Source organism: Amycolatopsis sp. NPDC114478, assembly GCF_055633805.1.
The window spans coordinates 27,078-53,497 of record NZ_JBVKDO010000020.1; the positions used below are offsets into that span (position 1 = coordinate 27,078).

27 protein-coding genes are annotated in these 26,420 nt (G+C 72.7%); 16 read left to right on the plus strand and 11 right to left on the minus strand.

The genetic code is table 11. The features are described 5' to 3' along the window. Nucleotides 1–21: 21 nt before the first annotated feature. The 6 genes from ACZ7OH_RS39740 to ACZ7OH_RS39765 all read right to left on the minus strand — a co-directional run bounded on the left by ACZ7OH_RS39740 (nt 22) and on the right by ACZ7OH_RS39765 (nt 4,218). Nucleotides 22–393: a hypothetical protein gene (locus ACZ7OH_RS39740; protein ID WP_470285625.1), complete on the minus strand. Its 372-nt coding sequence runs from the start codon at nt 391–393 to the stop codon at nt 22–24. Further along, nucleotides 390–1,730 (minus strand): alpha/beta hydrolase, encoded by a 1,341-nt coding sequence (locus tag ACZ7OH_RS39745; RefSeq protein WP_470285626.1) that lies wholly within the window; start codon nt 1,728–1,730, stop codon nt 390–392. The genes ACZ7OH_RS39740 and ACZ7OH_RS39745 overlap by 4 nt, the downstream gene beginning before the upstream one ends. A gap of 25 nt (nt 1,731–1,755) precedes the next feature. After that, entirely contained in the window at nt 1,756–3,069 is a 1,314-nt protein-coding gene (locus tag ACZ7OH_RS39750; RefSeq protein ID WP_470285627.1) for a WXG100 family type VII secretion target, read from the minus strand. Continuing rightward, entirely contained in the window at nt 3,066–3,452 is a 387-nt protein-coding gene (locus ACZ7OH_RS39755; protein ID WP_086678248.1) for a hypothetical protein, read from the minus strand. The genes ACZ7OH_RS39750 and ACZ7OH_RS39755 overlap by 4 nt, the downstream gene beginning before the upstream one ends. Before the next feature lie 100 nt (nt 3,453–3,552). Next, nucleotides 3,553–3,855, minus strand: coding sequence for a hypothetical protein (locus ACZ7OH_RS39760; RefSeq protein WP_020644701.1), 303 nt, complete (start codon nt 3,853–3,855; stop codon nt 3,553–3,555). An 18-nt stretch (nt 3,856–3,873) separates the two neighbouring features. Next, nucleotides 3,874–4,218 (minus strand): WXG100 family type VII secretion target, encoded by a 345-nt coding sequence (locus tag ACZ7OH_RS39765; RefSeq protein WP_086856673.1) that lies wholly within the window; start codon nt 4,216–4,218, stop codon nt 3,874–3,876. Between the two features lie 465 nt (nt 4,219–4,683). Between ACZ7OH_RS39765 and ACZ7OH_RS39770 the strand changes: the two genes are divergently transcribed. Beyond that, nucleotides 4,684–6,114, plus strand: coding sequence for a class I adenylate-forming enzyme family protein (locus ACZ7OH_RS39770; RefSeq protein ID WP_470285628.1), 1,431 nt, complete (start codon nt 4,684–4,686; stop codon nt 6,112–6,114). Here the strand turns inward: ACZ7OH_RS39770 and ACZ7OH_RS39775 are convergent. Together ACZ7OH_RS39775 and ACZ7OH_RS39780 are read right to left on the minus strand one after the other, a co-directional pair. Beyond that, the gene (locus ACZ7OH_RS39775) at nt 6,111–6,938 is read right to left on the minus strand and encodes a nucleotidyltransferase domain-containing protein (RefSeq protein WP_470285629.1); all 828 of its coding nucleotides are present in this window, start codon (nt 6,936–6,938) and stop codon (nt 6,111–6,113) included. The two genes, ACZ7OH_RS39770 and ACZ7OH_RS39775, sit on opposite strands and share 4 nt — an antisense overlap. A 55-nt stretch (nt 6,939–6,993) precedes the next feature. After that, on the minus strand, nt 6,994–7,698 hold the full coding sequence (locus tag ACZ7OH_RS39780; protein WP_470285630.1) for a S1 family peptidase: 705 nt from the start codon (nt 7,696–7,698) through the stop codon (nt 6,994–6,996). A 183-nt stretch (nt 7,699–7,881) separates the two neighbouring features. On the opposite strand from ACZ7OH_RS39780, the gene ACZ7OH_RS39785 reads away from it, so the two are divergent. Continuing rightward, on the plus strand, nt 7,882–8,514 hold the full coding sequence (locus ACZ7OH_RS39785; protein WP_470285631.1) for a DUF4190 domain-containing protein: 633 nt from the start codon (nt 7,882–7,884) through the stop codon (nt 8,512–8,514). A 16-nt stretch (nt 8,515–8,530) separates the two neighbouring features. After that, nucleotides 8,531–8,836, plus strand: coding sequence for a hypothetical protein (locus tag ACZ7OH_RS39790; protein ID WP_470285632.1), 306 nt, complete (start codon nt 8,531–8,533; stop codon nt 8,834–8,836). Here the strand turns inward: ACZ7OH_RS39790 and eccCa are convergent. After that, nucleotides 8,833–12,759 carry a type VII secretion protein EccCa gene (gene eccCa / locus ACZ7OH_RS39795; RefSeq protein ID WP_470285633.1) on the minus strand — a complete coding sequence of 1,309 codons (3,927 nt, stop codon included), beginning with the start codon at nt 12,757–12,759 and terminating at the stop codon, nt 8,833–8,835. The two genes, ACZ7OH_RS39790 and eccCa, sit on opposite strands and share 4 nt — an antisense overlap. 143 nt (nt 12,760–12,902) lie before the next feature. Here eccCa and ACZ7OH_RS39800 point away from each other — a divergent pair, with 143 nt between their 5' ends. Genes ACZ7OH_RS39800 through eccD form a run of 6 tightly spaced genes read left to right on the plus strand, consistent with a single transcriptional unit; the run spans nt 12,903 to nt 18,292 of the window. Beyond that, entirely contained in the window at nt 12,903–13,679 is a 777-nt protein-coding gene (locus ACZ7OH_RS39800) for a WXG100 family type VII secretion target (protein ID WP_470285634.1), read from the plus strand. A 30-nt stretch (nt 13,680–13,709) separates the two neighbouring features. Continuing rightward, nucleotides 13,710–14,771, plus strand: coding sequence for a WXG100 family type VII secretion target (locus ACZ7OH_RS39805; protein ID WP_470285635.1), 1,062 nt, complete (start codon nt 13,710–13,712; stop codon nt 14,769–14,771). A gap of 2 nt (nt 14,772–14,773) precedes the next feature. After that, nucleotides 14,774–16,138 (plus strand): WXG100 family type VII secretion target, encoded by a 1,365-nt coding sequence (locus ACZ7OH_RS39810; protein WP_470285636.1) that lies wholly within the window; start codon nt 14,774–14,776, stop codon nt 16,136–16,138. Then, on the plus strand, nt 16,135–16,605 hold the full coding sequence (locus tag ACZ7OH_RS39815; protein ID WP_400888900.1) for a hypothetical protein: 471 nt from the start codon (nt 16,135–16,137) through the stop codon (nt 16,603–16,605). The genes ACZ7OH_RS39810 and ACZ7OH_RS39815 overlap by 4 nt, the downstream gene beginning before the upstream one ends. Then, on the plus strand, nt 16,602–16,922 hold the full coding sequence (locus ACZ7OH_RS39820) for a YbaB/EbfC family nucleoid-associated protein (protein WP_086674669.1): 321 nt from the start codon (nt 16,602–16,604) through the stop codon (nt 16,920–16,922). The genes ACZ7OH_RS39815 and ACZ7OH_RS39820 overlap by 4 nt, the downstream gene beginning before the upstream one ends. Next, nucleotides 16,922–18,292, plus strand: a complete 1,371-nt coding sequence (eccD, locus tag ACZ7OH_RS39825; protein ID WP_470285637.1) for a type VII secretion integral membrane protein EccD — start codon at nt 16,922–16,924, stop codon at nt 18,290–18,292. The genes ACZ7OH_RS39820 and eccD overlap by 1 nt, the downstream gene beginning before the upstream one ends. Nucleotides 18,293–18,388: 96 nt before the next feature. Here eccD and ACZ7OH_RS39830 read toward each other — a convergent pair whose 3' ends face one another. Further along, nucleotides 18,389–19,438: a type VII secretion protein EccE gene (locus ACZ7OH_RS39830; protein WP_470285638.1), complete on the minus strand. Its 1,050-nt coding sequence runs from the start codon at nt 19,436–19,438 to the stop codon at nt 18,389–18,391. A 140-nt stretch (nt 19,439–19,578) separates the two neighbouring features. Here ACZ7OH_RS39830 and eccB point away from each other — a divergent pair, with 140 nt between their 5' ends. From eccB to ACZ7OH_RS39845, 3 genes are read left to right on the plus strand one after another with little or no spacing between them, the layout of a single operon-like run. Beyond that, nucleotides 19,579–21,000, plus strand: a complete 1,422-nt coding sequence (gene eccB / locus ACZ7OH_RS39835; protein ID WP_470285639.1) for a type VII secretion protein EccB — start codon at nt 19,579–19,581, stop codon at nt 20,998–21,000. Nucleotides 21,001–21,011: 11 nt separating this feature from the next. Continuing rightward, nucleotides 21,012–21,707: a response regulator gene (locus ACZ7OH_RS39840; protein ID WP_400888912.1), complete on the plus strand. Its 696-nt coding sequence runs from the start codon at nt 21,012–21,014 to the stop codon at nt 21,705–21,707. After that, entirely contained in the window at nt 21,704–22,366 is a 663-nt protein-coding gene (locus ACZ7OH_RS39845) for a response regulator (RefSeq protein WP_400888915.1), read from the plus strand. Before ACZ7OH_RS39840 ends, ACZ7OH_RS39845 begins: the two co-directional genes overlap by 4 nt. Here ACZ7OH_RS39845 and ACZ7OH_RS39850 read toward each other — a convergent pair. Next, complete coding sequence (locus ACZ7OH_RS39850) at nt 22,363–23,157, minus strand: carbon-nitrogen hydrolase family protein (RefSeq protein ID WP_400888921.1); 795 nt, start codon at nt 23,155–23,157, stop codon at nt 22,363–22,365. The two genes, ACZ7OH_RS39845 and ACZ7OH_RS39850, sit on opposite strands and share 4 nt — an antisense overlap. Nucleotides 23,158–23,240: 83 nt before the next feature. Between ACZ7OH_RS39850 and hisD the strand changes: the two genes are divergently transcribed. The 4 genes from hisD to ACZ7OH_RS39870 are packed head-to-tail and all read left to right on the plus strand — an operon-like array spanning nt 23,241 to nt 26,414. Further along, nucleotides 23,241–24,566, plus strand: coding sequence for a histidinol dehydrogenase (hisD, locus tag ACZ7OH_RS39855; RefSeq protein ID WP_470285640.1), 1,326 nt, complete (start codon nt 23,241–23,243; stop codon nt 24,564–24,566). Next, complete coding sequence (locus ACZ7OH_RS39860) at nt 24,563–25,663, plus strand: histidinol-phosphate transaminase (RefSeq protein WP_470285641.1); 1,101 nt, start codon at nt 24,563–24,565, stop codon at nt 25,661–25,663. Before hisD ends, ACZ7OH_RS39860 begins: the two co-directional genes overlap by 4 nt. After that, complete coding sequence (hisB, locus tag ACZ7OH_RS39865; protein ID WP_470285642.1) at nt 25,660–26,259, plus strand: imidazoleglycerol-phosphate dehydratase HisB; 600 nt, start codon at nt 25,660–25,662, stop codon at nt 26,257–26,259. Before ACZ7OH_RS39860 ends, hisB begins: the two co-directional genes overlap by 4 nt. Next, nucleotides 26,256–26,414: a hypothetical protein gene (locus ACZ7OH_RS39870; protein ID WP_400888932.1), complete on the plus strand. Its 159-nt coding sequence runs from the start codon at nt 26,256–26,258 to the stop codon at nt 26,412–26,414. Before hisB ends, ACZ7OH_RS39870 begins: the two co-directional genes overlap by 4 nt. Nucleotides 26,415–26,420: the final 6 nt, after the last annotated feature.

The following is a 26,420-nucleotide window of genomic DNA, read 5'->3' on the forward strand; positions in this document are numbered from 1 at the left end:
CCGGCGGCCCCGGGAGTCGCGTCAGGCTGCCGGGACCGGGCGGGTCGAACCGATGATCGCCACCGCGTGGCTCGCCCGAGCCACGTGCACCGTGAAATCCGCCCCGTCCCGGCTGAACCGCGCGATCAGCTCTCGCGGTGTGCTCCGGTCATGCGCCTGCCACCCGCGCTGCTCCAGGGTCGGCAGGACCACCTCCGCCAGCCGCCTTTCCGGCTCGCCCGCGTGCTCCAGGCGCACGCCGTACTGCCAGCACAGGAGGTTGCCCGGCTGGGTCGGGTCGCAGTCCAGCTCGCCGTTCACCGTTCGGTCCGCCGAAGTGCCGAACGCCTCCGCGACGCTGTCGATCACGTCCGTCAGCTCGCCCGCCAAGCGGTCCAGTTCCGGAGGTCTCATCGCAGCACACCTCCGTCGTTCAAGAACTCCACGCCGTGCTCGAGGATGCCATCCGGCTGGAACGTCCCGTCCGGGGACACCGGCCCGGCCGTGATCACCCGGTAGATGTTCGTCCACGACTCCGAACCCGGCTTCAGCACGTCGCTGTGCGAAGACAAGCCCCACAACTGCGAACCGTCGGCGGACCGCCCGGTCTCCAGCTCCGTGACGCCCGGGAACGTGTCCGGGTCCGCGCCGTGGCCGATGCCGGTCCACTCCAGGCCCCACGCGTTGCCCTGAGCGACCTCGATCGGGTCGAGCGGCGCCGTCATCGAGTACCGCTGGACGCCCGCCTGGCTCGCCGGCAGGTCCGCCGGCGACCACACGCCGTGGCCCATGCCCGCCGACTCGACGTGCAGCACGCGGTCGACGTCCAAGCCCTGCGTCTCGGCCAGCCCGACCGTCGCGCCGCCGTAGCTGTGCCCGATCGCCGTCAGCGTGACGTCGGAGCCCGCGTGGCTCGCGATCTCGCCGCGCAGGTCGTCGGTGAAGTGCTTGAGGTCCGGCGCCATCGCCTGCGCGTAGCTCGCGTCCGGGCCCTGGACCACCGGGTTCTGCGGGAACACGCCGTCGGCCCAGACGACCATCGCCGTGCGGCCGGTCGGGTCCGCGGCCACCAGGCTGCGCCCGAGGCCGGCGTAGGCGTCGAAGTTGGACATCTGCGTGTTGACGCCCGGGACGAACAACCCGACGTTCCGCGTCCCCGGCTCGATGTGCCCGACCAGCTCGGCGATCCGGCCGTTGCCCGCCGGGTCGAACTTCAGGATCTGCCGGTTGTTCGCGAGGATGTCTTCGTACAGCGAAATCCGCGCCTGCGACCGCTTGATCTCATCGGCGTCGGTGAGCGACGCGAGCCGGGAACGTTCGGCGGTCAGCGCGTCGGCGACCTTCGCGCGGTTCTGCTCGATCGCCTGCGCCCACGCGCCGGTGTCGGCCGAACCGCCGATGCCCGCGGGGTTCCCGGCCTTCGGGAGGGGGTCTTCGGGCAGGAGCGCCCGGTACATCGCGGCGATCTGCGCGTCGGTGCGGCGGTAGCCCGCCGCAGACGCGGTCAGTCCATTTTGGAGCGTCCGGAGCCGGGACACGCTCGACTCGAGCTCGGAACCCAGCTCCGTCATGGTCTTCTCGAACGTCTTGGCCGCGGCCGCGGACTCGCTGACCTGGCCGAACGCGGTCGCGGGCACCTTCTCGCCCGCGACCGCCCGTTGCGCCGTAGCCAGGGAATCGGCGCGGGAACCGAACTCGCCGGCCACGGTGTCGAGGCGGGCCGGGGCGACGCGATAGCCGGCAGCCGTCACGGCCCGCCTCCGTTTCGTCGGGTGATCAGTACGCTTCGGGCTCTTCGCCGATGACCGGCGGCGCGACCGGGGCCGACTGGCCCCAGACGTTCTCCGTCTCCACCAGCCACGCCGGGATCCGGCGACCGGAGCCCATGTCGCCGCCCCCGCCCATGCCCATCGGCATCATGGGCATCATCGGCATCGCGCTCTTGGCCGCCGCCGCGCCCACGGCTCCGGCCGCGCCGCCCGCGAGGCCGCTGAGCGCGTTGCCCGCGCCGCCGTCGCCGGCCAGGCCGGAGTGCGCCGCCGGGCCGTCGCCACCGCCGCCGATGGCGGCGCCGCCGGGGATGCCGCCGGCGCCACCCAGCGAAGGCGCGTCACCGCCGCCGATCGGGATGCCGCCGCCGGCGCCGCCCTCGACGCCCGCACCGCCGCCGCCGAGCTTCGTGCCGGGCGCTTCTTCCTTGTTGTCCTTGGGGTCCTTGCCCGACGCCCACGACGGCACCTTCGGCATGATCGAGCCGAACCGGCCGAACGCGGCGGCCGAGGCCGCGGCGAGCCCGGCGGTGAACATGTCGCCGAACAGCGGGTTCGACGTCGGCACGGTCGTCGTCCCCGGCTGCTGCGGCGTGCCGGTCGAGGGCAGCGGGTGCCCGCCGGTCGGGGTGACGACGACGCCCGGATCGGTGACGCCGTTGCCGACCAGGCCGGGCGCACCCGCCCCGCCCGCGCCACCGCCGGCGGGCGGCGCGGTGGGCGTCTGCACGGCGTTCGGCGACGCCGGGATCGAGTCCTCGGCCACGGTGTACTCACCGGCCAGTTCGGTCATCACGGCGATCGCCTTGCCGTGCGCGTTGCCCGCGGCGCCGGCGGCGGACTGCTGCGCCTCGACGTTCGCGATGGCCTGCTGGCGCTGCTGCGCCGCGGCCTGGACGACGGCGGGGGAGGAGTCCGGCGGCAGCAGTGGCGGGTTGACCGCGAGCGCGACGTCGGCGGGGGAGACGTCCGGCACCGGCACGGGCGGCGGCATCTCCTTCTTGGCCTTCACCAGCGCGTCGGCGGCGTCGTCGAGCATCACGTTCATCGCCTCGGCGGTCTGCGCCACCTTGGAGATGCCGTTCGCGAGGTCGACGATCATGTGCTGGTACTGGTCGGCCGCGCCGCCGGTCCACTGGTCCTTGAACTCGGTGAGCTCCGAGTTGAGGTTGTGGGCCTGCTCGTGCAGGTGCAGCGCGGCGGACTTCCACTTGTCGGCGGCGTGCCGCGCGCTGTTCGGGTCGCCGGCCTGGAGCATCGCGTAGAGCTGCTGGTGGCTGTACGCGGCGAAGTTCGTGTGCGCGGTGTTGTGCTTCGTCATCCCTTGCGGCTCCCGTCCGAGTCACCGAGGCCCAGCAGGCCCAGCACGGGGTCGAGCAGGTTCGTGACCGCGCCCGAGTGGTGGAGGTCCCCGGCCACCGCCTGGTCGGCGTTCTGGTAGCCGTCGGCGACCGTGGTGGTGACGTCCTGGGCGAACCCGATCGCGCTGCGGACCTGGTCGAGCAGGCCCTGCATCTCCGACACCGCGGCGCGGTGGGCGTCGGCCAGTGACCCGGCCTCGCCGAACTCGCCGAACAGCAGCGGCTCCTGGCCGAGGGTGAGCAGGAAGTCGTTCGGTTTCGACATCGCGTGGATCTGGGTCTCCAGCTCCCGCACGAAGTCCTTCAGCGATTCCAGGTGGACGTAGTACGACTGGTCTGGCATCGGTCCCGGCTCTCTGGGCGCGCGGCGGACATGGGGAAAGCCGGTCGACCGGTGCGAGCGGGGGGTTTCCCGCACCGGCCGACCGACGTCTGGGCGCGGATCAGCCCGCGAACAGTCCCTGGTTGCGGTTCTCCAGCGACTGCTGGAGGTCGTGGGCCTCGCCGACCTTGCCGCCGAACTGGGCGATGATGGCGACGATGTCCGCGGTGGCCTGGCGCAGCCGGGTCTCCGACTGGCGGGCCGCGTCACCGGCGGAGCTGCCGGAGGCGTACCAAGTCGCGGTGATCGGCTGCAGGTTCTGGTGCAGCTGCTCCAGCTGCGACGTGAGCGCCTTGGCCTTGGCGGCCAGGGATGCCGAGCTGTGCTGCAGCGCGGCGAAGTTGATTTCGACGACGTCGGCCATGGTGGGCGTCCTCTCGGGTCAGGGGTTGAGGCGGGGGATCACGCCCGAGCCCTCGAGGGAGTTGCCGACCCCCTGGAAGCTCTGGTGGACGTCGGCGTCGCCGCGGCCGTAGTTCTGGTGGCTGGTGTGGACGAGCTGCGACATGGTGTCGAGCTCCTTCACCGCCACGGTCATCTTCTCCTGGAGCCGGCGCTGGAGGTCCCAGAACGCCACGGCCTGGTCACCCTTGTAGTTGCGCAGGGCCTCGGTCAGCTCGGACTCCAAGCTGGCCATCGTGGACTTGGCGTTCGTCGCGGTTTCCTCGAAACCCTGGACGGCGCGCGTCATGGCAGCGGAATCTGCCTGGAATCCCGGACTGGACATCGACGGGCCACCTCCTTCCTGAAGCGAATTCCCCTGGCGCGGTGGTCCGCGCGGTGTGAAAGTCACGCTAGAAAAGAGGCCTGTGTGGTCAAACGGCACAACTGCCGGTCGCGGTGACGGCACTATTACCCACAGGGGGCCGGTGGGGATCGCCGCACCCCCGGACGGGGGCGTGCTCCAGTGCCCGCAGGGGTGGTCCCGCACAGGCTGTATGCCATGGCAGACAAGGGAAATCCGCTGGTGGTGCTCGGATTCGCCGCTGGGGCTGTTCGTCGATGATCGCACGCTCGTCAACGTCCCGGTCCGGCCCAAGCCGCTCGAGTTCTCGATTTCGGTCGGCGCCTGCGCGCTGACGCCGGCCTGGCTGCTGACGTACGTGCGCCGCGGCCGTGGTCCTGCGGCCTTCTGCCGAAATTCTGAGATCCGCCCGGTAGACCGGGACGCCCCGGGCGAAAGGCGGTCGAGATGGTCCACCCGCAGGCACTGCTGGACGAGCTGGGGCGCGCCCCGGACGTTCCCGCGTTCGAACACGGCTCGCGCGTCACGTCGCGCGGCGAGCTGCGGGAGCTGGTCGGCCGGTTCGCCGCGGGCCTGCGGGCGGCCGGGCTCGGGCCGGGGGACGGCGTCGGCATCGCCACCGCCGTCACGCCGGAGGGGTTCGCCGCGATCGTCGCCGCGCACGTGCTGGGCTGCCGGGTCGTCGGGGTCCGGCCCGGCCTGCCGGTGCCGCAGCTGCGGCACGTCGTCGGCGACGTCGACGCGCTGGTCGTGGACGCCGCGTCCGAGTCGCCGGAGCTGCTGGGCACCGTCGCCGGCGTGCCGATCCTGCGCGTCGGGCCCGAACTGCTCGCCGCGTACGAAGAACCGGTGCCGCAGGGGCGCCCGGAAGACGTCGCGACGGTCGTGTTCACCAGCGGCAGCACCGGCGTGCCGAAGGGCGTCGCCTACGACTACCGCGCGCTGACCGAGGGCCGGGTGTGGCGGCCGCCGGTGCCCGGCTCGGCCCACGAACGGCTCGGCGCCGGGTTCGGCCGGTACCTGCTGTTCGGCACGCTCAGCAGCGCGGTGATGCTCGAACAGCTGGGGGTGTGCCTGCTCGCCGGCGGGACGGCGGTGGTGCCGGAGGAGCTGCCGGACTTCCCGTGGGTGCTGCCGCGGCTGCGGATCACCGCGGCGCTGATGACCGTGCCGCGCCTGCACCAGGTGCTCGAGGTGCTGCGCGAAGAGGACGTCGACCTGAGCTCGCTGCGGGTGCTGGTCGTGGCGGGGTCGCCGGTGCCGCCGCACCAGCTCGCCGAAGCGGCCGATCGGATCGGGCCCGCGATGCACCACGCGTACGGCCAGACCGAGACCGGGATGCTGACGATCTGCCCGGCCGGCGAGGGCCTCGGGTCGGTCGGCAAGGCCTGCGACACGGTGGAGGTCGAGAGCCGCGACGGCGAGATCTGGGTGCGCACGCCCTCGGCGTTCGCCGGGTACTGGCGCGATCCCGCGACGACGGCGGAGGTGCTGCGCGACGGCTGGGTGCGCACCCAGGACCTCGGGTTCGTGGACGAAGCCGGGTACCTGCACCTGTCCGGGCGCGCCCGTGACGTCGTGATCGTGAACGCGGTCATCCACTACACCGGCCCGATCGAGCGGGCGATCGCCGCGCACCCGGACGTCGACCAGGCGTACGTCGTGGCGGTGCCGGACCCGGTGACGGGCGAGGCGGCGCACGCGTTCGTGGTGCCGGTCCCCGGCCGCGAGCCGGACCTCGACGCGGTCGGCAAGGCAGTGGCGGCGGAGCTGGGGGAGGCGGCGGTGCCGGCGCGGTTCAGCTTCGTGGGCGCGGTTCCCGTCGCCCCGTCGGGGAAACCGGACAAAGCCGCGTTGCGAAGGTCCATTGTGGACTAGAAGTGGGTTTCGACGCCGAAGGCCTCGCGGAGGTGGCGCATGTCCGCGAGGTCGTGCGGCCGCGGCTCGTAGCCCTGGTGGAAGAGGACCTGCTGGGCCACCGAAATGCACGGCACCGGGACGCCGAGGACGCGCCCGGTGACGAAGCAGTCCGCGGGGTAGCGGAAGGTCCCGCCGTGGTCGTCGGCGGCTTGGACCGCGGAACCGTCTTCGGCGAAGACCAGCGGGTGGAGGTCGAGTTCGCCCGCGCCGTCGGAGAGGACGAACCGGACCGGGCGCAGGTCGAGCGTCTCGCGGTAGCCGAGGGCGGCCAGTGCTTCCAGGACGGCGTCTTCGTGGTCCGAGCGGTGGAGCAGGTCGAGGTCGCGGTGGTCGCGCGTCCGGTGGCCGAGGAGCGCGTCGATGCCCCAGCCGCCCGCCAGCCACACCCCGGCCGGGCGCACGGCGTCGAGGACGCGCAGGACCGTGGCCGCGTCCGTCACGTGCCGGCGCGCAGGTCGGTGATCACCTTGGCGACGCGCCGCTGCCGGGTCTCGGCCGACTGCTTCGCGCTGTAGGACAGGCTTTCGAACCGGGCGCGCGCGGTGTCGTCGGCGGCAAGCGCTTTCCTCAGGTCCGCGGGGATCTCCAGCTCGCGCGGGGCGGTGGTCCGGCGCGAGCTCGACGTCGACCTCGTCGCCCGCGGTCGTGCGGTAGCTGTGCCCGCCGAGCGTCACGGTGACCGCGGGCTTCTGGCCGGCGCCGAGCGCCTCGACGACGGCGTCGGGCACCGGCAGCCCGGTCGCCGTCTTGCCGCCGGGCAGGACCTGCGTGCGGAACTCCATGGCGGCGAGTATGCCGCGTGCCGGCCTCCCGGGCGGGGAGGCCGGCACGGGTGGGTCAGACGCCGGCCGTGGTGCGGATCCAGCTGCGGCTCGACGCGATGCTCGCGTAGTTCTGCGTGCCCTGCGGGTTCGACCCGGAGTTGTTGCCCGTCGAGCACACCCCGACCTGGACGCCGTTGGAGAGCTCCGGCCCGCCCGAGTCGCCGTGCCACGCCGAGCCGTTGACGCCCTGGCTGGCGATGGCCGTGCCGCCGAACGCGTCCGTGCTGGTGCCGGTCACGCGCACGTTGGCGGTCTTGAGGGTGCTCGACGGCGGGCTGGTGCCCTGGGTGCGGCCCCAGCCGTAGATCTGGTTGGTCGAGCCGGTCGGCGGGTTCCCGGTGCCGAGCTTCATGAAGGTCGTGTTCACCGCGGTCGTCAGGTGCAGCAGGGCGATGTCGCCGTTGGGCGAGGCCTTCTGCTGGTCGACGTTGGCGTTCGTGCCCTGCTGGAGCGTAACGTTGCCGACCTTGACGTGCATGCCCGGCGAGTTCAGGCAGTGCTGCGCGGTGAGCACCCACTGCGGGGCGATGATCGTCCCCGAGCACTCGAACCCGCCGTAGGTGGTGACGTTGTTCCAGTAGATCTGGGCGCCCCACGGCGCGGAGGAGACGGTGCTCCCGCCGATGATGTCCTGCTGGGCGTCCGCAACCCCCGCTGAGACCAAGCTCAGCGCCGCGGCGGCGGCACCCACCGCGGCAACAGCCCTCGACATTCGCATGAAAATGCCCTTCGGCCAGGTGATCCGGATGATCAGTCCCGAACGGGACGACCCGCCCAACGTAAGTTGCGCGGGAATTTTCCGGAACCTACCGAAGTCGGTAAGTCGCTGACGGTGAAAACCGTTCCACCCCGCCGGAAGGCGCGGGCTAGAGTTCCCCGGGCAGCCGCACGAGGGGGAACCATGTCCGCGCCATCGCACGATCCTGAGCTCTTCGACGAGCTGATGCGGGAGGAACTGCGCAACCAGCCGGTCAGCCGCTACGCCATCGCGACGCTCGTTTCGGGCCTGCTCGGCGGGTGGCTCGCGCCGGTGTTCGCCGTCGTCGCGATCGTCCGGATCCGCAAGCAGCACCAGCGCGGCCTGGTCCTGGTGATCTGCGGCCTGGTCGCCTTCGCCGGGTGGATGGGGTTCCTCGGGTACCAGCTCGCCACCGGGACGACGTGGTGGCAGCAGCGGGCCGCGGTGGCGTCCGGGGAACGGCTGCCCGAGGGCGTGGCGCACGGGCTCGACCTCGCCGCCGGCGACTGCTTCTGGTCGCCACCGGCTTCGGGCAACACCGACGTCGTGCAGCGGTCGTGCACCGAGGCGCACACCGGCGAGGCGTTCGAAGTCGTCGCGCTGGAGGACGGCCCGATGCCCGACATCGTCGACGTCTACCACCGGTCGCTGGCCCGGTGCGAGGCCGACGCGAAGCAGCTGCCCGGCGCCCGCGTCCAGGTCATGACGCCGACGTCGGACACCTGGGCCCACGGCAAGCACCGCGCGGTCTGCTACTACCGCTTCGACGCCGACATGACCGCGCCCGCGCGCTGAGCCACGGGAGGACGCGGTGTCGGGAAACCTCGTGCTGCCGGACGGGCGGTGCTGGACCGCCTCCAGCGGCGTCTACTACTGGGTCGTCGACCACCTCGCGGGCGCCGTCACCGATCCGGCGGTCGCGGAGCAGTTCCGGCTGGCCTCGGAGCACGGCTTCCGCACCATCGACCTGGGCGACCTCCCGCCGGCCGCGCGCGAGGAAGTGCTGGCGCTGCTGCGGGGTCCGCTGCTGCCGGCCGTGGAGGCGCGGTTCCCCGGACCGGACGGGGACTCCGTGCGCCGGTTCGTCGCCGAGCTGAGGGACCTCGCGGGCCCCTAGGACTCCGCCGGCTTGGTCCACGCCACCTGGACCAGGCCCGTCCCGTGCCGGCGCGACACCAGCGTTCCCCGGCCCGGCGGCTGGGGCGACGGCTTGACGTCCGCCAGCAGCGCGCCCTCGTCCTTCGTGCCCGACATGATGAGCCCCGGGGAACCCAGCTCCCGCAGCCGCTGCAGGACCGGCTCGAACAAGGCCCGCCCGGCGCCGCCCGAACCGCGCACGATGATCACGTGCAGCCCGATGTCCCGCGCCTGCGGCAAGAACTCGAGCAACGGCTGCAACGGGTTCCGCCCGACCGTCGCCACCAGCTCGTAGTCGTCCACGAGCACGAACAGCTCCGGCCCGCGCCACCACGAGCGGTTGCGCAGCTGCTCCGGCGTCACCGACGGCCCGGGCAGGCGGTTGCGCATCGCGGTGGCGCACTCCGCGATCAGGTCCGTCAGCTTGCCCTCCGCGCCCGCGTACCCCAGCAGGTGCGGCTCGGACACCGCGCCCAGCAGGCCACGGCGGTAGTCCGCGACGATGATCGCCGCCTCCTCCGGGCTGTACGCCGACGTGATCCCGTGGGCGATCGCGCGCAGCAGCGAACTCTTGCCCGACTCGACGTCGCCGAAGGCGACGAAGTGCGGGTCCGCCGCGAAGTCCAGGTACACCGGGCGCAACGTCGATTCCGCGATGCCCAGGGTGACTTGGCGCGAGGGGGCCGCCGGCAGCGTGTCCAGGGGAACCTCGGGCGGCAGCAGCCGGACCTGCGGCGCGCGCGGGCCTTTCCACGCGTCGGAAATCCGGCGCACGAGGTCGACGCCGCCCGCGCCGACCGTCTCCGGGCGCTGGTCGCCGTCGATGCGGGGCAGCGCCGCCAGGAAGTGCAGCTTCTCCGCCGTGATGCCGCGGCCGGGCCGGTCGGCGGGGACGTTGACCGCGACCTTGCGGTCGATCGAGGAGTCCATCGGGTCGCCGAGGCGCAGCTCGAAGCGCGTACCGATCGCGTCGCGCAGCTGCGCGCGCACGCCGATCCACTGGTTGAGCGAGACGATCACGTGGATGCCGAACCCGAGCCCGCGCGCGGCCAGCCCGGTGATCTGCTCCTCCAGCTGCTCGTACTCCTGGCGGATCGTGGTCCAGTTGTCCACGAACAGGAACACGTCGCCGAACTCGCGGCCGTCGGTGCTCTCGGTGAACTCCGCCCGCCGCTGGCGGAACGTCGTGATCGACTCGATCCCGTGCGCGGAGAAGAACTCCTCGCGTTGTTCCAGCAACGTCGTCAGCTCGGCGACGACCCGGCGGCAGCGCTGCGCGTCCCGGCGGGTGGCGTAGCCGGACGTGTGCGGCAGCCCGGCGATCGGCGCGAGCGCGCCGCCGCCCATGTCGAGGATGAACAGCTGCACCTCGGCCGGGGTGTGGGTCAGCGCGAGCATGCCCGCGATGTCCTTCATCAGCGTCGACTTCCCGCTCTGCGGCGCGCCGACGATCAGCGCGTGCCCGCCCGCGCCGGAGAAGTCGGCCCACAGCATGTCCCGGCGCTGCTCGAACGGCTTGTCCACCAGCGCGACCGGGATCGTCAGCTTGCCGTTGCCGCCCCAGCCCAGCGGGCACAGGCCGCGTGCGGCGTCCTCGCCCAGCGGCGGCAGCAGCTGCTCCAGCGTCGGCGGCTCGTTCAGCGGCGGCAGCCAGATCTGGTGCGCGGCCGGCCCGCGGCCCTCCAGGCGCGAGAGCATCGCGTGGATGATCGTCTCGCCGGTGCCGTCGGCCTTCGGCGCGTCTTCGATTTCCGTCGTCACCGGGATTTCCACCGGCGCCAGGGAGAACGGCAGCACGCCGAGCTCCTGCCCGTCCTCGCGCACGACCGTGCTGCGCGGCGGCAGCTCCCCGGAGACGTACGCGGCCTTGAGCCGGATCAGCGAGTCGGTGTCGGCCTTCAGGTACGCCGACCCGGGCACCGGCGGCAGGTGGTAGGCGTCGGCGACACCCAGCACCGCCCGGCTTTCGGCGGCGGAGAACGTCCGCAGGCCGATCCGGTACGACAGGTGGGAATCGAGCCCGCGCAGCCGGCCCTCCTCCAGCCGCTGGGACGCCAGCAGCAGGTGGATGCCCAGCGACCGCCCGAGCCGGCCGATCGCGACGAACAGGTCGATGAACTCCGGCCGCGCGGACAGCAGCTCGCTGAACTCGTCGATGATGACCAGCAACGACGGGAGTGGCTCGAGCGGCGTGCCGTCCGCGCGCGCTTTCTCGTAGTCGCGCACCGACGCGTAGTTCCCCGCCGCGTGCAGGAGTTCCTGGCGCCGCAGCAGTTCGCCGTTGAGCGCGTCGGCCATGCGGTCGACCAGCGCGAGGTCGTCGGACAGGTTCGTGATGACGGCGCAGGTGTGCGGCAGGCCGGTCATCCCCGCGAAGGTCGCGCCGCCCTTGAAGTCGATGAGCGCCAGGTTCAGAGTCTCCGACGAGTGCATCACGGCCAGCGCGGTCACCAGCGTCCGCAGCAGCTCGCTCTTGCCCGAGCCGGTCGCGCCGATGACCAGGCCGTGCGGGCCCATCCCGCCCTCGGCCGACTCCTTGAGGTCCAGGTCCACCGGCCGGCCCTCGGGGTTGACGCCCAGCGGGATCCGCAGCCGGTCGCGGGCTGCGCGCGGCGCCCACGTCACGGTCGTGTCGGTGTCGCGCGGGTCGCCGATGCCGAGCAGCCCGGCGAGCCCGAACGTCGACGACATCGGCTTCTCGCCGACGACGGCGGCGGGGGTGTGCAACGGCGTCAGCATCCGGGCCAGGGCTTCGGCGGCACCGCGGTCGAGGACGTCCGGGCGGCCGAGGAACCCGAGCCGCTGCTCGGTGGCGTCGCCGACGACCATGCCGAGCGAGTCGGGCGCGGTGTGCAGGCTCAGCAGCCGCTCGGTCGAGAACGTCCGCGGGTGCTCCTGCCCGACCTCGATGACGGTGACGCCGAGCCGGCCGTCCTCGCCGATCAGCCGGGGCTCGCCGTGGGCGTTGCCGCCGTCGACGACGACGATCAGGTGCGGCAGGTCGAGCTCGGCCGCGGCGCGGCGGCTGAACGCGGGGCGTTCGCCGAGGTCGGCGCCGAGCAGTTCGGCCAGCCCGGCCGCCGAGTCGGCCGCCAGCCGGCGGGACCCCACGGCGTCGGTCGCGCCGGCCGCCGTCGCGTGCGGCAGCCACTTCGCCCATTCCCAGTCGTGCTGCCGGTCCGCCGGGACGCACAGCGCGACCCGCAGGTCGGACGGCGAGTGGAAGGTGACGAGCTGGCACAGCAGCGCCCGCGTCAGGCCGAGCACGTCCGGGCGCCGCCCGGCGACGGTGACCGCGGCGAACGAGCGCAGCGACAGCGCCACCGGCAGCCCGTCGACCGTGGAGTAGGTGCGGATGAAGTGCTTGAGGCTGCTGGAGGACACCGGGTCCAGGTCCTCCAGCGGCACGGTCTGCGGCGCCTTCAACGGCGTCGCGAGCCGCTGCGGGCCGGTGCCCGCGCGGACCTGCGCGAACTGCCCGTCGGCGCGCCGCCGGTCCCACAGCTTCCCGGACTCGACGTAGGCCCAGAGGTCGGCGGGGTCGGGCTGGACGGCGACCATCGCCGCGCGCTGGCCGTCGGCGATGTCCCGGACCTGGGTCCGCAGCCCCGACAGGTACCGCTGGTAGTCGCGGCGCTCGTCGTTGATCTGCGCCTTCTTCGCCATCCCGCCGCGGCCCAGCGACATCACGACCATGCCGCCCATCGCGCAGATGAACAGGGCGCCGAAGATGTAGGTCATCACGCCGCCGTCGCGTCCGATGTAGACGAACGACATCGCGCCCATGCCGAGCATCATCGGCAGGAACATCATCAGCTGCACCATGCCGCCGGACGAGCTCTTCGGGAGCATCGGCGGCGACTGCAGCACGATCTCGGAAGGTCGCTCGGGCGTGAGGCTCATGCGTCAAGGCTCCAGCAGATCGGAAGGGCGCTGACCGGTATTTTGGCCACTTGCCGACACGGCGCGGTGGGTACTTTTGCCGTCCGCCCGCTTCCGGGGCCGAACCTACGCTCTGCCGAGCAGCCACCCGCGGAAGGAGAGCCATGGCCGGCGAGTACCGGGCTGAGCCCGAGGCGATGCGCTCTTCCGTCGGCAACGTCGGAGGCATCATCGCCCACGGCATCAACGCGGTGTCCGACCTCGAGCGCCTGGTCGTGCAGCCGTTGTCGTTCGCGGGGCTGGGCAGCGCCGTCGCCGCCGCGAACGCCGCGCTGCACTCCAGCCAGGTCACCGCCGTCCGCACGCTCCTGCAGCTGCTGCAGCAGATCAACGGCCTGGTCAAGGCCAGCGCCGACGCCTACCAGGCGGCCGACCAGGCCACCGCGGCCGGCTACGGCGGGGGCCACGACGGGTCCGCGGCGCCCACGTCGTCGATCTGGGGGAGCCCGCACGCCTCGGAGCTCGCCACGCTGGCGATCAACGACAGCGCGGGTGCCCACGGCGAGCCGTCGTCGGTCGGGAACGTGCTGCGCTACCTGGGGGACGCGCGGCTCGGCAGGCTCGGCGACCACCCGATCACCGACGCGCGCTTCCACGGCGTCGCCGACTTCAACGACTGGCTGGCCGGCGACGCCGACAACCAGGCTCGCATCGGGCTGATCGAGGTCTACGCCGGCACCGCGCGCACCTTCTCCGACGTTCCCGGCGGCGTGCACAGCGGGGATGTCGTGGTCGTCGAGCCGCTGCTGTTCTCCGACCGCCAGCCGGTCATCGGCGTCGCCGGCGACGGCGGCCGCCTCTACAACCACGGGCTCCTCGACGCCCGCATCAGCGGGCTGGCCAAGGTCAGCGTGTACCGGCCCGCGTCCGTCGTCGCCTGATCGTCCGTCCTTGAATCTCTGTGAGGTCCGATGCTGACTTTCCCGAACTCCAGCGCGATGGACGCGACCGCGTCCTCGGGCGGGCCGATCACCATCCTGCCGCAGATCGTCACCGGCCAGCCCGAGCAGATCGCGAAGCACGTGGCGGACCTGGTCCGCAAGGCCGAGCAGTTCCTCAGCATGTACAACGAGCTGACGAAGGCCGCCGACCAGCTCGGCAAGATCTGGTCCGGCGCGGCGAGCGAGTCGGCGCTGAAGAAGATCTCCGACTCCCTCGACCAGCTCACGAAAATCATCGGCGTGGTGCAGAAGGGCGCCGAGCTGCTCGGCGTCTCCGGCACGCTGATCAAGACCGCGCAGGAGGCCTACCGCGCGGTGGTCTCGGCGGTGAACCCGACGGTCGCCGCGCTGATGTCGAACTGGTGGACCTACGGCGCGGCGGTCGCTTTGTCGACCGCGACCAGCGCGTCGCTGCGGGCGTTCATCACGGCGATCGGCGCGCTGCTCAAGGCGCTCGGCGCGGTCGACCTCGCCCAGCAGATCACCCAGCTCGCGCAGGTCATCGGGCAGATCGAGAAGCTCTTCCACCACGACTCCGGCAGCGCGGGTGCGACGACGCCGTCGATCGGGAACACCCCGGTCACGGCGCCCCAGGCCCCGTCGCCGGTGGCGAGCCCGTCGGGGCAGCAGGCGGTGGCGGGCGGGAGCGGCGGGGGGATCCCGCAGCAGCCTTCGTTCACCGACTACACCCCGCCCGCGCTCGCCACCGGCGGCGGTTCCAGCACCGGCACCGGCACGGCGGTGTCCGGCAACGGCACCGCGCTGAACCCGGCGAACAGCTGGATCGCCGTGGACCCGGCGCAGCACGGCGCGACCGTGCCGACCCAGCCGGCGCCGGTCACCCAGCCCGCCCCCGTCACGCAGCCGGCGCCGGTGCACGGCGCCGACGAGGTGGTCATCCACACCAACCTCACCACCGGTGAGTCCACTGTGGAGGCTCCGGGCGGCCAGGACTTCGACATCGACATCGCGATGGACTACAACGGCAAGCACTTCAGCCAGCACGTCGGCTACGACGCCGCCGGGAACTAGCCATGTGGTCCTCGGGGGTCGTCGACGCGTCGGGCGTGGTCAGCTCCGTACTGTCCGGCTACCGGCGCGTCCTGGTCGAGTGCCAAAGACGCGTCACCGGTGACTCCGGTGCGCTCAGTGCCGCGTCGCAGCGGGTCGCCACCCAGGCCACGACGGTTTCGGGCAAGGCGAAGGAGATCGACGAGTCCGCGAAGACCCTGCACGCGGACTGGGACGGCGACGCCTACACCGCGTTCGCGACGGCCGCCGGGAAGCTCGGCGACGAGCTCACCGAGGCGGCCACCAAGCTCGACGACCAGGCGAAACGGCTCTCGACGGCGTCGCAGCTCGTGCAGTCGGCGAAGGCCGCCGTCGACTCGATCATCGCCCAGTTCGACCAGTACGCCCAGCAGCTGACCGCCCAGGCCCGCGCGGTGAACTCCGGCTCGGTCGGCGCGTTCATCCAGGCCGCGCGCCAGCTCGGGGAGCAGAGCGTGCAGGCCGCCCGCCAGGTCGTCGACGAGTTCTCCGACGCGCTCGCCGAGCTGTTCCCGCCCGAGGGCGTCGGCCGGCTCGAGCACGAGCTGGGCAAGTGGGCGCGCGGCCCGCTGCACTGGCTCAACGGCGAACCGCTGGACGGCCGGAAGCGGCCGCGGACCGTGCCGTCGTGGTTCGGCAACTCCGGCTGGAAGAAGCTCACCTGGGACGGCCTCGAAGGCACGCGCGCGCCGAAGAAGGCGGACACGCCGTTCGGGCAGCCGGAAGCCGAGGGCCTCAAGGACAAGATCGGCCGCAACACCGAGATCACGTACTACAAGTTCCAGCACGAGCAGGACGGGCTCACCCCGGAGTACGACGGGAAGATCACGTCGAAGGGCTGGGACGCTGGCGCGTCCGGGCACGCGGAACTCGCGGCCGTGCACGGCGAGGCCGAGCTCAAGAAGGAGTGGGGCGTCGCCGAAGCCCACGCCAAGGGCACGGTGTTCGCCGGCGGCGAGGTCAGCGGGTCCGGCACGATCGGCGCGCACGGCGTCGGCGCGCACGCGAACGCTTTCGTGGGCGGGAAGGTCGAGGGCGAGGTCGCCGCGGACGTCGCCGGCGTCGGCGTCGGCGCGAACGGCACGCTGCAGTACGGCCTCGGCGCGCAGCTCGACGCCCAAGCCGTTTACGACGCCGGGCACGTCAAGGTCAACTTCAAGGCGGGCGCGGCATTGGGCCTCGGCCTCGGCGTCGGCGCGAAGATCGACATCGACTTGCCGAAGCTCGGCCACACCATCGGCGAGTACGGCGGCGCGGCCGTCGACGCGGTCGGCCACGCGGCAACCGATGCGGCCGACGCCGTCGGATCCGCTTGGGACGACGCCGTTTCGTACGTGGGGCTGCGATGACGCTTCCCCTCGACTTCGTCATCCCGGACGGCTGGACCGCCGTCGACCCGGGCGGCTCCGGCGCGGTGTTCGTCGCCGTGCACGACGCCGCACCGGGCGAGTTCGTCCCGAACATCACGGTGAGCGTCCAGCAGCGGCCGGACGACGCGTCGATCGACGCCATCGCGGAGGAAGCCGTCGAACGGCTTTCGCTGGTCTCGGCCGGGCTCGAGGTGGTGAGCCGCCGCGACGTCGGCGAACCGGCCGCGCCCGGCGTCATGCAGCTGCTGCGCCTGCGCACCGGCGAAGGCGAGGAGCTGATCCAGACCCAGGTGCACCTGACCGTCCCCGGCGCCACGCCGGAGGAGCGGCTGGTGCTCGAGCTCGCCTGCACGGCCGCGCCCGCGACCGCGCGGCGGCTCTCACCCGGTTTCCAGCGGTTCGTGGGCAGTGTCCGCGTCCGCCAGCACGAAGGGACGCAACAGTGACCGATCCGTACGCGGTGCCGGACATGGACGAGCTGCTCGCTCAGGTGCGCAAGCAGACCGAAGAGGTCCAGCGGATCCAGCGCACGGTCGAGGCGATGGAGGTCAAGGCGCACTCGCGGCAGAACGAGGTCACCGTCACCCTCCGCGGCGACGGGCGCTTCACCTCGATCGACATCGACCCCCGCGCGATCCGCGAGTACGACGCCCGCAACCTGTCGGAGATCGTGCTCGAAGCGGTGAACGCCGGGCTGCAGAAGCTCGCCGAGGCGTCGAACGCGAAGTTCGCCCCGGTCATCTCGGCCGCCAAGAACGTCTGATGACCGCTTCTCTGACCGGGACGACGCGCCGGGTCACGGTGGTGACACCGCGGGCCCGCGTCGACGTCGCCCTGCCGCAGCAGTCGACGTTCGCCGAGCTGGTGCCGCAGCTCGTGCGGCTGGCCGGGGCCGCCGGGCAGGCGTCGGCCGAACACCCGGGCTGGGTGCTGTCCCGGCTCGGCGGCGCGCCTCTCGCCCTGGGCTTGAGCGTCGCGGCCGCCCAGATCCGCGACGGCGAAGTGCTCCACCTGACCCCGCGGGAGCGCCCGCGGGGTCCGCTGCTGTTCGACGACGTCATCGACTCGATCGCCAGCGTCGCCGACTCTTCCGGGGGCTGGAGCCCGGCCGTCGCGCGGCGGTCCGGGCTGGTCGCGGCGGTCGTGCTGCTGCTGGCCGGCGGACTCCTGGTGCAGGCGGCGGCGTCCGGCAGCGTGCTGGCCCCGATCGGGACCGGGCTGCTGGCCCTGGTGCTGCTCCTCGGCGGCGGCGCGCTGAGCCGCGCGTACGGCGACGCCGAAGCGGGCGCGGCCGGTTCTTCGGCGGGGGTCGGCGTCGCCTTGCTGGCGGGGATGTCCGTGCTGCCACCGCACCCGCTGTTCTCGCTGTCGGCGGGCCCGCTGGCCGCGGGGCTGGCGGCGGTGACGGTGTACGGCGTCCTGGCGGCGGTCTCGGTGGCCGACCGGTTGCCGTGGTTCGTGGCGATCACGAGCGCGGCGGGCTTCGGCGCGATCACGACGGGCGTTGTGCTGCTGGCGGGGGTCGCGCCTCTGTCGGCGGCCGCGGTGGTGGCGGTGCTGGCCACAGCTCTGGCGGCGGTGGCCCCGATGTTGGCGCTGCGCCTGGCCCGATTGCCGCTCCCGCGCGTCCCGGACGACATGGAGGCGTTCCGCGCGGACGAGCAGCCGTCCCTGGGCACGGAGATGATCGGCCGAACGTCCCGCGCGCAGGCGCTGTTGACGGGGTTGCTGGTCGGCCTCGGCTTGGTGGTGCTGGCATCGTCGGTGGTGCTGTCATCGGGCGGGCCGTGGGACGTGGGTTTGGCGGGGTTGCTGGGCGTGGCGTGGATCCTGAGGTCCCGTTCGTACGCGGGCCGCGTCCAGCGCTTGGTGCTGGTGGGTTTCGGCATTCTTGCTTTGGTCTGCGCGGGCGTGTGGCTGGTGGTGTCGGGCAACCGCACGGTGGTGTTCGCGGCAGGCGGCACGGTGATCCTGGCGGCGGTGGTGTGCTTGGTGTACGCGACGCGGGTGGCCCGTGGGCTGCGTTCGCCTTACTGGTCACGGCTTTTGGACGTGTCGGAGTTCCTGGTGTTGCTGTCGCTGGTGCCTTTCGTGGGCATGATCGCTGGGGTGTACGAGGCCGTCCGCGGCTGAGCCTCAGCCGACTCGAGCGTGAAAGGAAATCGCTCGAGTCGGCTGTCCAACCGGACGGCCAGCGCTAGGGGTTTCTCACGCGATGCACAGTGGTTTTCAGGAATCCAGCGCCAGCGGAAGCGTCTGACGCACCGCGGCACTGTGCCGCCCGTGCAACGGGACCACCGGGATCCCCGGCGCCGGCACCGCAGCACCAGGCCGACCCCCCACCCGCACCGTCACTTCGGCCTTCTCGCGCCCGCCCGGCGTCCGCGTCAACGTGTACGACGTCGCCGTGAAAGCCGCTCCTGGCACCGAAAAGTCCAGCACCCGGGACGACCTCGGCCGGAAGCACACCTGCGCCGCGCCGCCCCACGTCCACGACCGCCACCGGTCGGGTTCGCCGTCCGGTGCCCCCTGGACTCCCAACGCCACCCGAAGCTCCTTCGCCAGCTCACCGGCCTCCAGCACGGTGCTCTGGTATCCCGCCTCGGCCAGCGCGCCCATCAGGCTCAGCGCCGCCGATGCCGTGCTCCGCAACGCCCCGAGGTCGCCGCCCCCGCGAGCCAACGCCGCGATCGGGGCCAGGTCCGGGCGGTAGCGCACCGCCAGCCAGCGCACGCGCAGCACCTGGTCGCCGCGGGGGATGGCCCACGTCAGCAGCTGGGCCGACGCCAACGGCACGTCCGTGCGCGCATAAGCCGAACGCAACGCCTCCACCAGCGGGCCCGGCGCGCCCGGTCCCTGCGTCAGCCGGACCAGGGCGCTCCAGCCGCCGTCGACCTCGGCGACGCCGAAGCGGTTGCCCGCGCGGTCGACGTGCTGGCGGACCTTCACCGGCCCGGCGACCCGCAGCAGCGGATCGGGGCTGTCGCGGCGCGTGTCGTGGCGCCGCAGCCGGTACGCCGTCCACGTCAGCGCCCAGCCCGCCAGGTGCCGCCCGGCGAACCGCACCGACGTCAGCAGCACGAGCAGGCCGGCCGCCACGCTGACGCCGATCCGGACGGGCTGCGTGACGCCGTCGACCAGCCACGCGAGCAGGACGGCGATCCCGGCGATCTCCCACAGCGCGGCCTGCAGCGGCCGGATCGGCAGCAGCCAGGGCAGCGGCGTCGACGCGGGCCGCGGCGGTGCCGGGCGCACGGCGCCGGCGGTTTCGACGGACACGGGCTCCCCTTTCCCCGGGTCCCCGACGCTACTGCCTCCCCAGATGCCGCGTGGGCGTAAAAATTACCCTCCCCATCCGCCGTCCGGGTGCCTAGCGTCGGGCACTCGGGAGGACGACGCACAGGCGGGGGCCAGTCAGCGTGTGGACGCAGCGGGACCAGATCCAGGCGTACCAGTTCCTCCGGCGCAGGCTCGTTTCCGCACTCGTCGCCGCCGACGCCAACCACCCCGTCTCGCCCAGCCGCCGGCTCGTCCTCGCCACCGTGCTGGGGCTCGTCGCCGCCCTGCTGGTCACCGCCGTCTTCGGCATCATCGGCCTGCTCAACCCCTCCGGCGGCAAGGACTGGCTGGCCGGCGGCAAGGTGATCGTCGAGGAGGGCACCGGCGCCCGGTTCGTGCTCGGCGCCGACGGCGTCCTGCACCCCGTCCTCAACTACGCCTCCGCGCGGCTGCTGGCCGGCGGCGCCGGTGACGCCACCGTCTCCGTCTCCTCGGAGAACCTCGGCAAGGCCGGCCGCGGCACGCAGATCGGCATCCCGGGCGCGCCCGACTCGCTGCCCGCCGCGAGCGCGCTCGTCACGACGCCGTGGACGAGCTGCAGCCGCACCACCCAGGACGCGCCCGCGTCGGCCGAACCGCGGACCGCCGTGCTGCTCGCCGCGCCCGCGTCCGGCGTCGAACTGCCGCGCGACCAGGGCGTGATCGTCCGGCTGCCGCAGGGCGACCGGTTCCTGCTCGCCGGCGGCCGCCGCTACAAGCTCTCCGACGAGGCCGCCACCGCGCTGCAGTTCGACAGCTACCCGACGATCGCGGTCTCCGCGCGCTGGATCGACACCGTCCCGGCCGGCCGGGACCTGACCGCGCTGCCCGTCGACGGCGCCGGTGACCGCGGCCCCACGGTGGGCGGGCGCGACACCCGCGTCGGCCAGGTCCTCGCCGTCGTGGACGCGATGGCCGCGCCCGGCTCCGCGACGTCGTACTACCTCGTCCGCCGGGACGGGCTCGAGCCGGTCGGGCAGACCGAGGCGAGCCTCCTGGTCACCACCGAGGCCAACGCGGCCGCCTACGAAGGGACGCCGAAGCCGGTCGAGGTCCGCGCGGCCGACGTCGCCGCCGTGCCGAAGGTCGCCGCGCCCCGCGCCGGGGGCGCCGACCCCGCGGCCTTCCCCGACCGCATCCCCGGCAAGGCGCCGATCACCGGCGGCTCGGTCGCGTTGTGCGTTCAGGGCAGCCGGTTGCTCGTTTCGGCCGAATTCCCGCTTTCCCCTGGTGCCAAGGCAATCCAGGTCGCCACGAGGACCGAAGCACGGGTGGCGGACGAGGTGTTCGTACCTCCGTCGGGGGGAGCCGTCGTCGTCGAATCCGGCTCGGCCACCACGTACCTGGTGACCGATACGGGCCGGAAGTACCCGGTGGTGAACGCGCAGGCTCTGGCCTCGCTCGGCTACGGAAGCGTGGCGAAGTCACCGGTCGCAGGTAGTTTGCTGGCATTGGTGCCGACGGGCCCCGCGCTGGACCCGGCCACGGCCGGGCGGCCGGCTCCGTCGGGTGGAACGGGGTGAAAGTCGTGCACATGACACAAGAGCGCTCGGCCGAGGACGACCTGGACTCCGGCCGGGTCCGGGTCGCGGTGATCGAAGACCACCCGCTGTACCGCGTCTCCGTGGAGCGGGTGCTGGCCGAAGCGGAGTTCATCGAGCTGGGGGCGGTGGTGGACTCGGTCGCTCGGTTCCACGTCCACCGGCAGCCGCCCGGCAGCGTGGTGCTGCTGGATCTGGGCCTGCCCGGCGTCGCGGGGGCGGCGGCGGTGCTGGAGGTCTGCGAGCTCGGGCACCACGTGCTCGTGGTCTCCGCGCAGGCCGAACCCGAGGTCGTGCTGGGGGCGATCGCCGCGGGAGCGCGGGGGTTCCTCTCCAAGGACGTCGACGCGGACGAACTGCTGATCGCGATCAAGACGGTGGCCGACGGCGGCGCGTACGTCTCCGCCGTGGTCGCCGGGATGATCATGAAGGACAACGCGGACCGGCCGGCCGTCTCGGCGGACGTCGAGCTGTCGCCGCGCGAGGAACAGGTGCTGCGGCTGGTGGCGGCGGGGGAGCGGGACGTCGATATCGCGCTGATCCTCGGCATCGGCGTCCGGACCGTGCGGGGCTACCTGGACCGCATCCGCGACAAGACCGGCGAACGGCGGCGGCCGGGCCTGGTCAAGGAGGCCATCCGGCGCGGCCTGATCGGCGGCTCCGGGCCCCGGCGCGGCGGCCGCAAATGAGCGAACCGGCCGGCGACGCCCCGGCCCCGGCGCCGCGCCGCATCGCCGTCGGGGTCATCGAGGACCACCCGCTCTACCGGTACGCGCTCACGCGCGTGCTCACCGAAGCGCCGGACATCGAGCTCGGCGCGGTCGCCGACTCGGTGGCCCGGTTCGCGGTGCAGGACCAGCCGGCGGGCAGCGTCGTGGTCCTCGACCTCAAGCTAAGGGGCGTCCAGGACGCGGCCGCGGTCCTGGAAGTGGGGCAGATGGGGCACAAGGTGCTGGTGGTGTCCGCGCACGCGGAACAGCCGGAGGTCCTGGGCGCGATGCAGGCGGGCGCGAAGGGGTTCTTGTCGAAGGACGTCGACGGCGACGAGCTCCTGCGCGCGATCCGCACGATCGCCGACGACAACGCGTACGTGTCACCGACGCTCGCCGGGATGATCATCCAGGACAGCGAAGAGCGCCACGCGGGCCCGAAGATCGTGCTGTCGGAGCGCGAGAAGCAGGTCCTCCGGCTGGTGGCGGCCGGCGAGCGCGACGTCGACGTGGCGGAGATCCTGAACATCAGCGTCCGGACGGTCCGGTCCTACCTGGACCGCATCCGCGACAAGACGGGCGAACGCCGGCGCGCGGGGTTCGTCCGGGTCGCGATCCGCGAAGGCCTGCTCCGCTAGAGCCGGCGGTTGGCCAGGGCTCCCGTCGCCGTGCGGGCCTTGGCCGACACGGCCGGGTCCACGTCCACCACCAGCGTCTCCGGGCCCGCGCCCGCGGCGGCCCGCACCCGGCCGAAGCCGTCCGCGACCAGCGAATACCCGATCCCGGTCGGCGCCTTCGGGTTCACCGAGAGCCCCGTCGCCGCCGGGTCGGCCTGGCCGCACGCGAGCACCCAGCAGCCCGAGTCGAGCGCCCGCGCCCGCACCAGCACCTCCCACTGCTCGCGCTTGCCCTCGCCGGCGCCCCAGGACGCCGGCAGCAGCACGACGTCGGCGCCGTCGTCGGCCAGCGCGCGGAACAGCTCCGGGAAGCGCACGTCGTAGCAGGTCGCGACGCCGTAGACGACGCCGTCCAGCTCGAAGGTGGTCACCGAAGCACCGGGCGCGACCGTGTCCGACTCCGCGAAGCCGAACGCGTCGTAGAGGTGGATCTTGTCGTAGCCGCGGTGCTGCCCGCGGCCGGTGACCAGCAGCGTGTTGCGCACCCGGCCCTCGTCGGCCGGGGTGAACATGCCGGCGACGACCACGACGTCGTGCTCGGCCGCCACCGCGGCCACCGCCGACGCCCACGGCCCGTCGAGCTCCTCCGCGACCGGCGCCAGGGGACGGCCGAACCGCGCCATCGTCGCCTCCGGGAACACGACGATCCGCGCGCCGTCGGCCACCGCGGCCTCGACGCCGGAGCGAATCAGCTTCAGGTTCGCCTCCGGATCGTCACCCGAGTTGACCTGGCACAACGCGATTCGCGCCACCGCTGCCTCCTGCATGCTGGGATCGGCCGTCACCGGGGAGTATCGCTGAAAAGCCGCTGGGCGTGACCTCGTACCCTGGGGGCATGTTGAACCGCACCGACCTGCGCGGGCAGGTCCCGACCGCCGCCGAACTGCGCACCACGCTCCCACGCGCCGAATACGACGTGGACGCGGCGCTGCACCACGTGCGCCCGGTGGTCGAGGCGGTCCGTGACCGCGGTGTCGAAGCCGTCCTCGAATACACCGAGAAGTTCGACAAGGTGCGGCCCGCGTCCGTGCGGGTGCCGCGTGCTTCGCTGACGAAGGCGCTGGCGGAGCTGGACCCGGCCGTGCGCGCCGCGCTGGAGGAGTCGATCGCCCGCGCCCGGAAGGTGCACGCCGAGCAGCGCCGCACCGACGTCACGACCACGGTCGTCGACGGCGGCACGGTCACCGAGAAGTGGGTCCCGGTCGAGCGCGTCGGGCTGTACGCCCCGGGCGGCCTGGCCGTGTACCCCTCGACGGTGGTGATGAACGTCGTCCCGGCGCAGATCGCCGGCGTCGGCTCCCTGGTCGTCTGCTCGCCGCCGCAGGCCGCCTTCGACGGCCTGCCGCACCCGACCATCCTCGCCGCGGCCGAGCTGCTCGGCGTCGACGAGGTGTGGGCGGCCGGCGGCGCGCAGGCCGTCGCGCTGCTCGCGTACGGCGGCACGGACACCGACGGCGCCGAGCTCGCCCCCGTCGACATCGTCACCGGTCCCGGCAACATCTACCTCACCGCGGCCAAGCGGCTCCTGCGCGGCCTGATCGGCATCGACGCCGAGGCCGGGCCGACCGAGATCGCGATCCTCGCCGACGAGACGGCCGACCCGGTGCACGTCGCCGCCGACCTGATCAGCCAGGCCGAGCACGACCCCCTCGCGGCGAGCGTGCTGGTCACGACGTCGGCTGAGCTGGCCGACGCCGTCGACAAGGAGCTGGTGAACCGCGTCGCCGCGACGAAGCACACCGAGCGCGTCGCCGAAGCGCTGGCGGGCAAGCAGTCCGGCGTCATCCTGGTGTCCACAGTGGACGACGGCCTGCGCGTCGTCGACGCCTACGCCGCCGAGCACCTGGAGATCCAGACGGCGGACGCGCGCGCGGTCGCCGCCCGGGTCCGCAACGCGGGCGCGATCTTCGTCGGCGCGTACGCCCCGGTGTCGCTGGGCGACTACTGCGCCGGGTCCAACCACGTCCTGCCCACCGGCGGGTTCGCCCGCCACTCCTCGGGCCTGTCCGTGCAGAGCTTCCTCAAGGGCATCCACGTCGTGGACTACTCCGAGGACGCGCTGCGCGAGGTCGCCGGCCGCGTCGTCGCGCTGGCCAACGCCGAGGACCTGCCCGCGCACGGCGAGGCCGTCACCGCGCGCTTCGGAGGTTCGGTCCGATGACGATCGGCGAAGAGGTCACGCTGGACCAGCTGCCGCTGCGTGAGGACCTGCGCGGCAAGACGCCGTACGGGGCGCCGCAGCTGGACGTCCCGGTCCGGCTCAACACCAACGAAAACCCGTACCCGCCGCCGCCCGAGCTGGTCGCGGACGTGGCCGAAGCGGTCCGTGCGGAGGCCGCCGAGCTGCACCGCTACCCGGACCGCGACGCCCTGGCGCTGCGCCAGGACCTGGCCGACTACCTGAGCGTGTCGACGCGGGTGGTGCTGTCGGAGGCGAACGTCTGGGCCGCCAACGGGTCCAACGAGGTCCTGCAGCAGATCCTGCAGGCGTTCGGCGGGCCGGGGCGCAGCGCGCTCGGGTTCGAGCCGTCGTACTCGATGCACCCGATCATCGCGTCCGGCACGCGCACCGAGTGGGTCCCGGCGCCGCGCCGGGACGACTTCACGCTGGACACGGCCGCTGCGGCGTCGGTCATCCGCGAGAAGCAGCCCGACATCGTGTTCGTCACGAGCCCGAACAACCCGACCGGCGGCTCGATCCCGCTCGACGAGCTGCGCGTGGTCCTCGACGCGGCCACCGGCATCGTCGTGGTCGACGAGGCGTACGCGGAATTCGGGTCCCAGCCGAGCGCGGTCGAGCTGCTGGCCGACTACCCGGCGCGGCTCATCGTGTCGCGCACGATGAGCAAGGCGTTCGCGTTCGCGGGCGGCCGCCTCGGTTACCTGGCGGCGGCCCCGGCGGTGGTCGACGCGCTGCAGCTGGTGCGGCTGCCGTACCACCTTTCGCGGCTGACGCAGGCGGCAGCACGGGCGGCGCTGCGGCACGCGGACGCCACTTTGGACAGTGTGCACAAGCTGGCGGCCGAACGCGACCGCGTCGTGGAAGCATTGGCGGGGCTGGGGTACGACCCGGTGCCGAGCGACTCGAACTTCGTCCTCTTCGGACGGTTCAGTGACCCGCACGCGGCTTGGCAGTCCTATTTGGACAAAGGTGTGCTGATCCGCGACCCGGGTATCCCGGGCCACCTGCGCGTGAGCATCGGCACCCCGGAGGAGAACGACGCCTTCCTCGAGGCGAGTAAGGAAGTCTCGCGATGACCCGCATCGGCAAGGTCGAACGGACCACCAAGGAGTCCTCGATCGTCGTCCAGCTGGACCTCGACGGCACGGGCGAGGTGGAGATCTCCACGGGCGTGCCGTTCTACGACCACATGCTGACGGCGTTCGGCGTCCACGGCTCGCTGGACCTGAAGGTCGAGGCGACGGGCGACATCCACATCGACGCGCACCACACGGTCGAGGACACGGCGATCGTGCTGGGCCAGGCGATCCGCCAGGCGCTGGGCGACAAGAGCGGAATCCGCCGCTTCGGCGACGCGTGGATCCCGATGGACGAAACCCTGGCCCACGCGGCGATCGACGTCTCGGGTCGGCCGTACTGCGTGCACACCGGCGAGCCGGAGCAGTTCAACACCTTCACGATCGGCGGCAACTACCCGTTCGTGCTGACCCGGCACGTGTTCGACTCGCTGTCGTTCCACGCGCAGATCGCCCTGCACGTGCGGGTGATCCACGGCCGCGACCCGCACCACATCGCGGAGGCGGAGTACAAGGCGGTGGCCCGCGCGTTGCGTGCGGCGACGGAGCCGGACCCGAGGGCGGGCGGCATCCCGTCCACGAAGGGCGTTCTGTGAACAACGGAGTGGTGGGCGTCCTGTTGCTCGCCCTGGGTGGCTTCCTGGTGGGCGGCGTCTATTCGACGTGGAAGACGGCCAAGTTCATGGCCGTGGTGCTCGGCGTCGCGGCCCTGCTCGCCATCGGCGGCGCCATCTTCTGGTTCATGAGCTGACCGGTT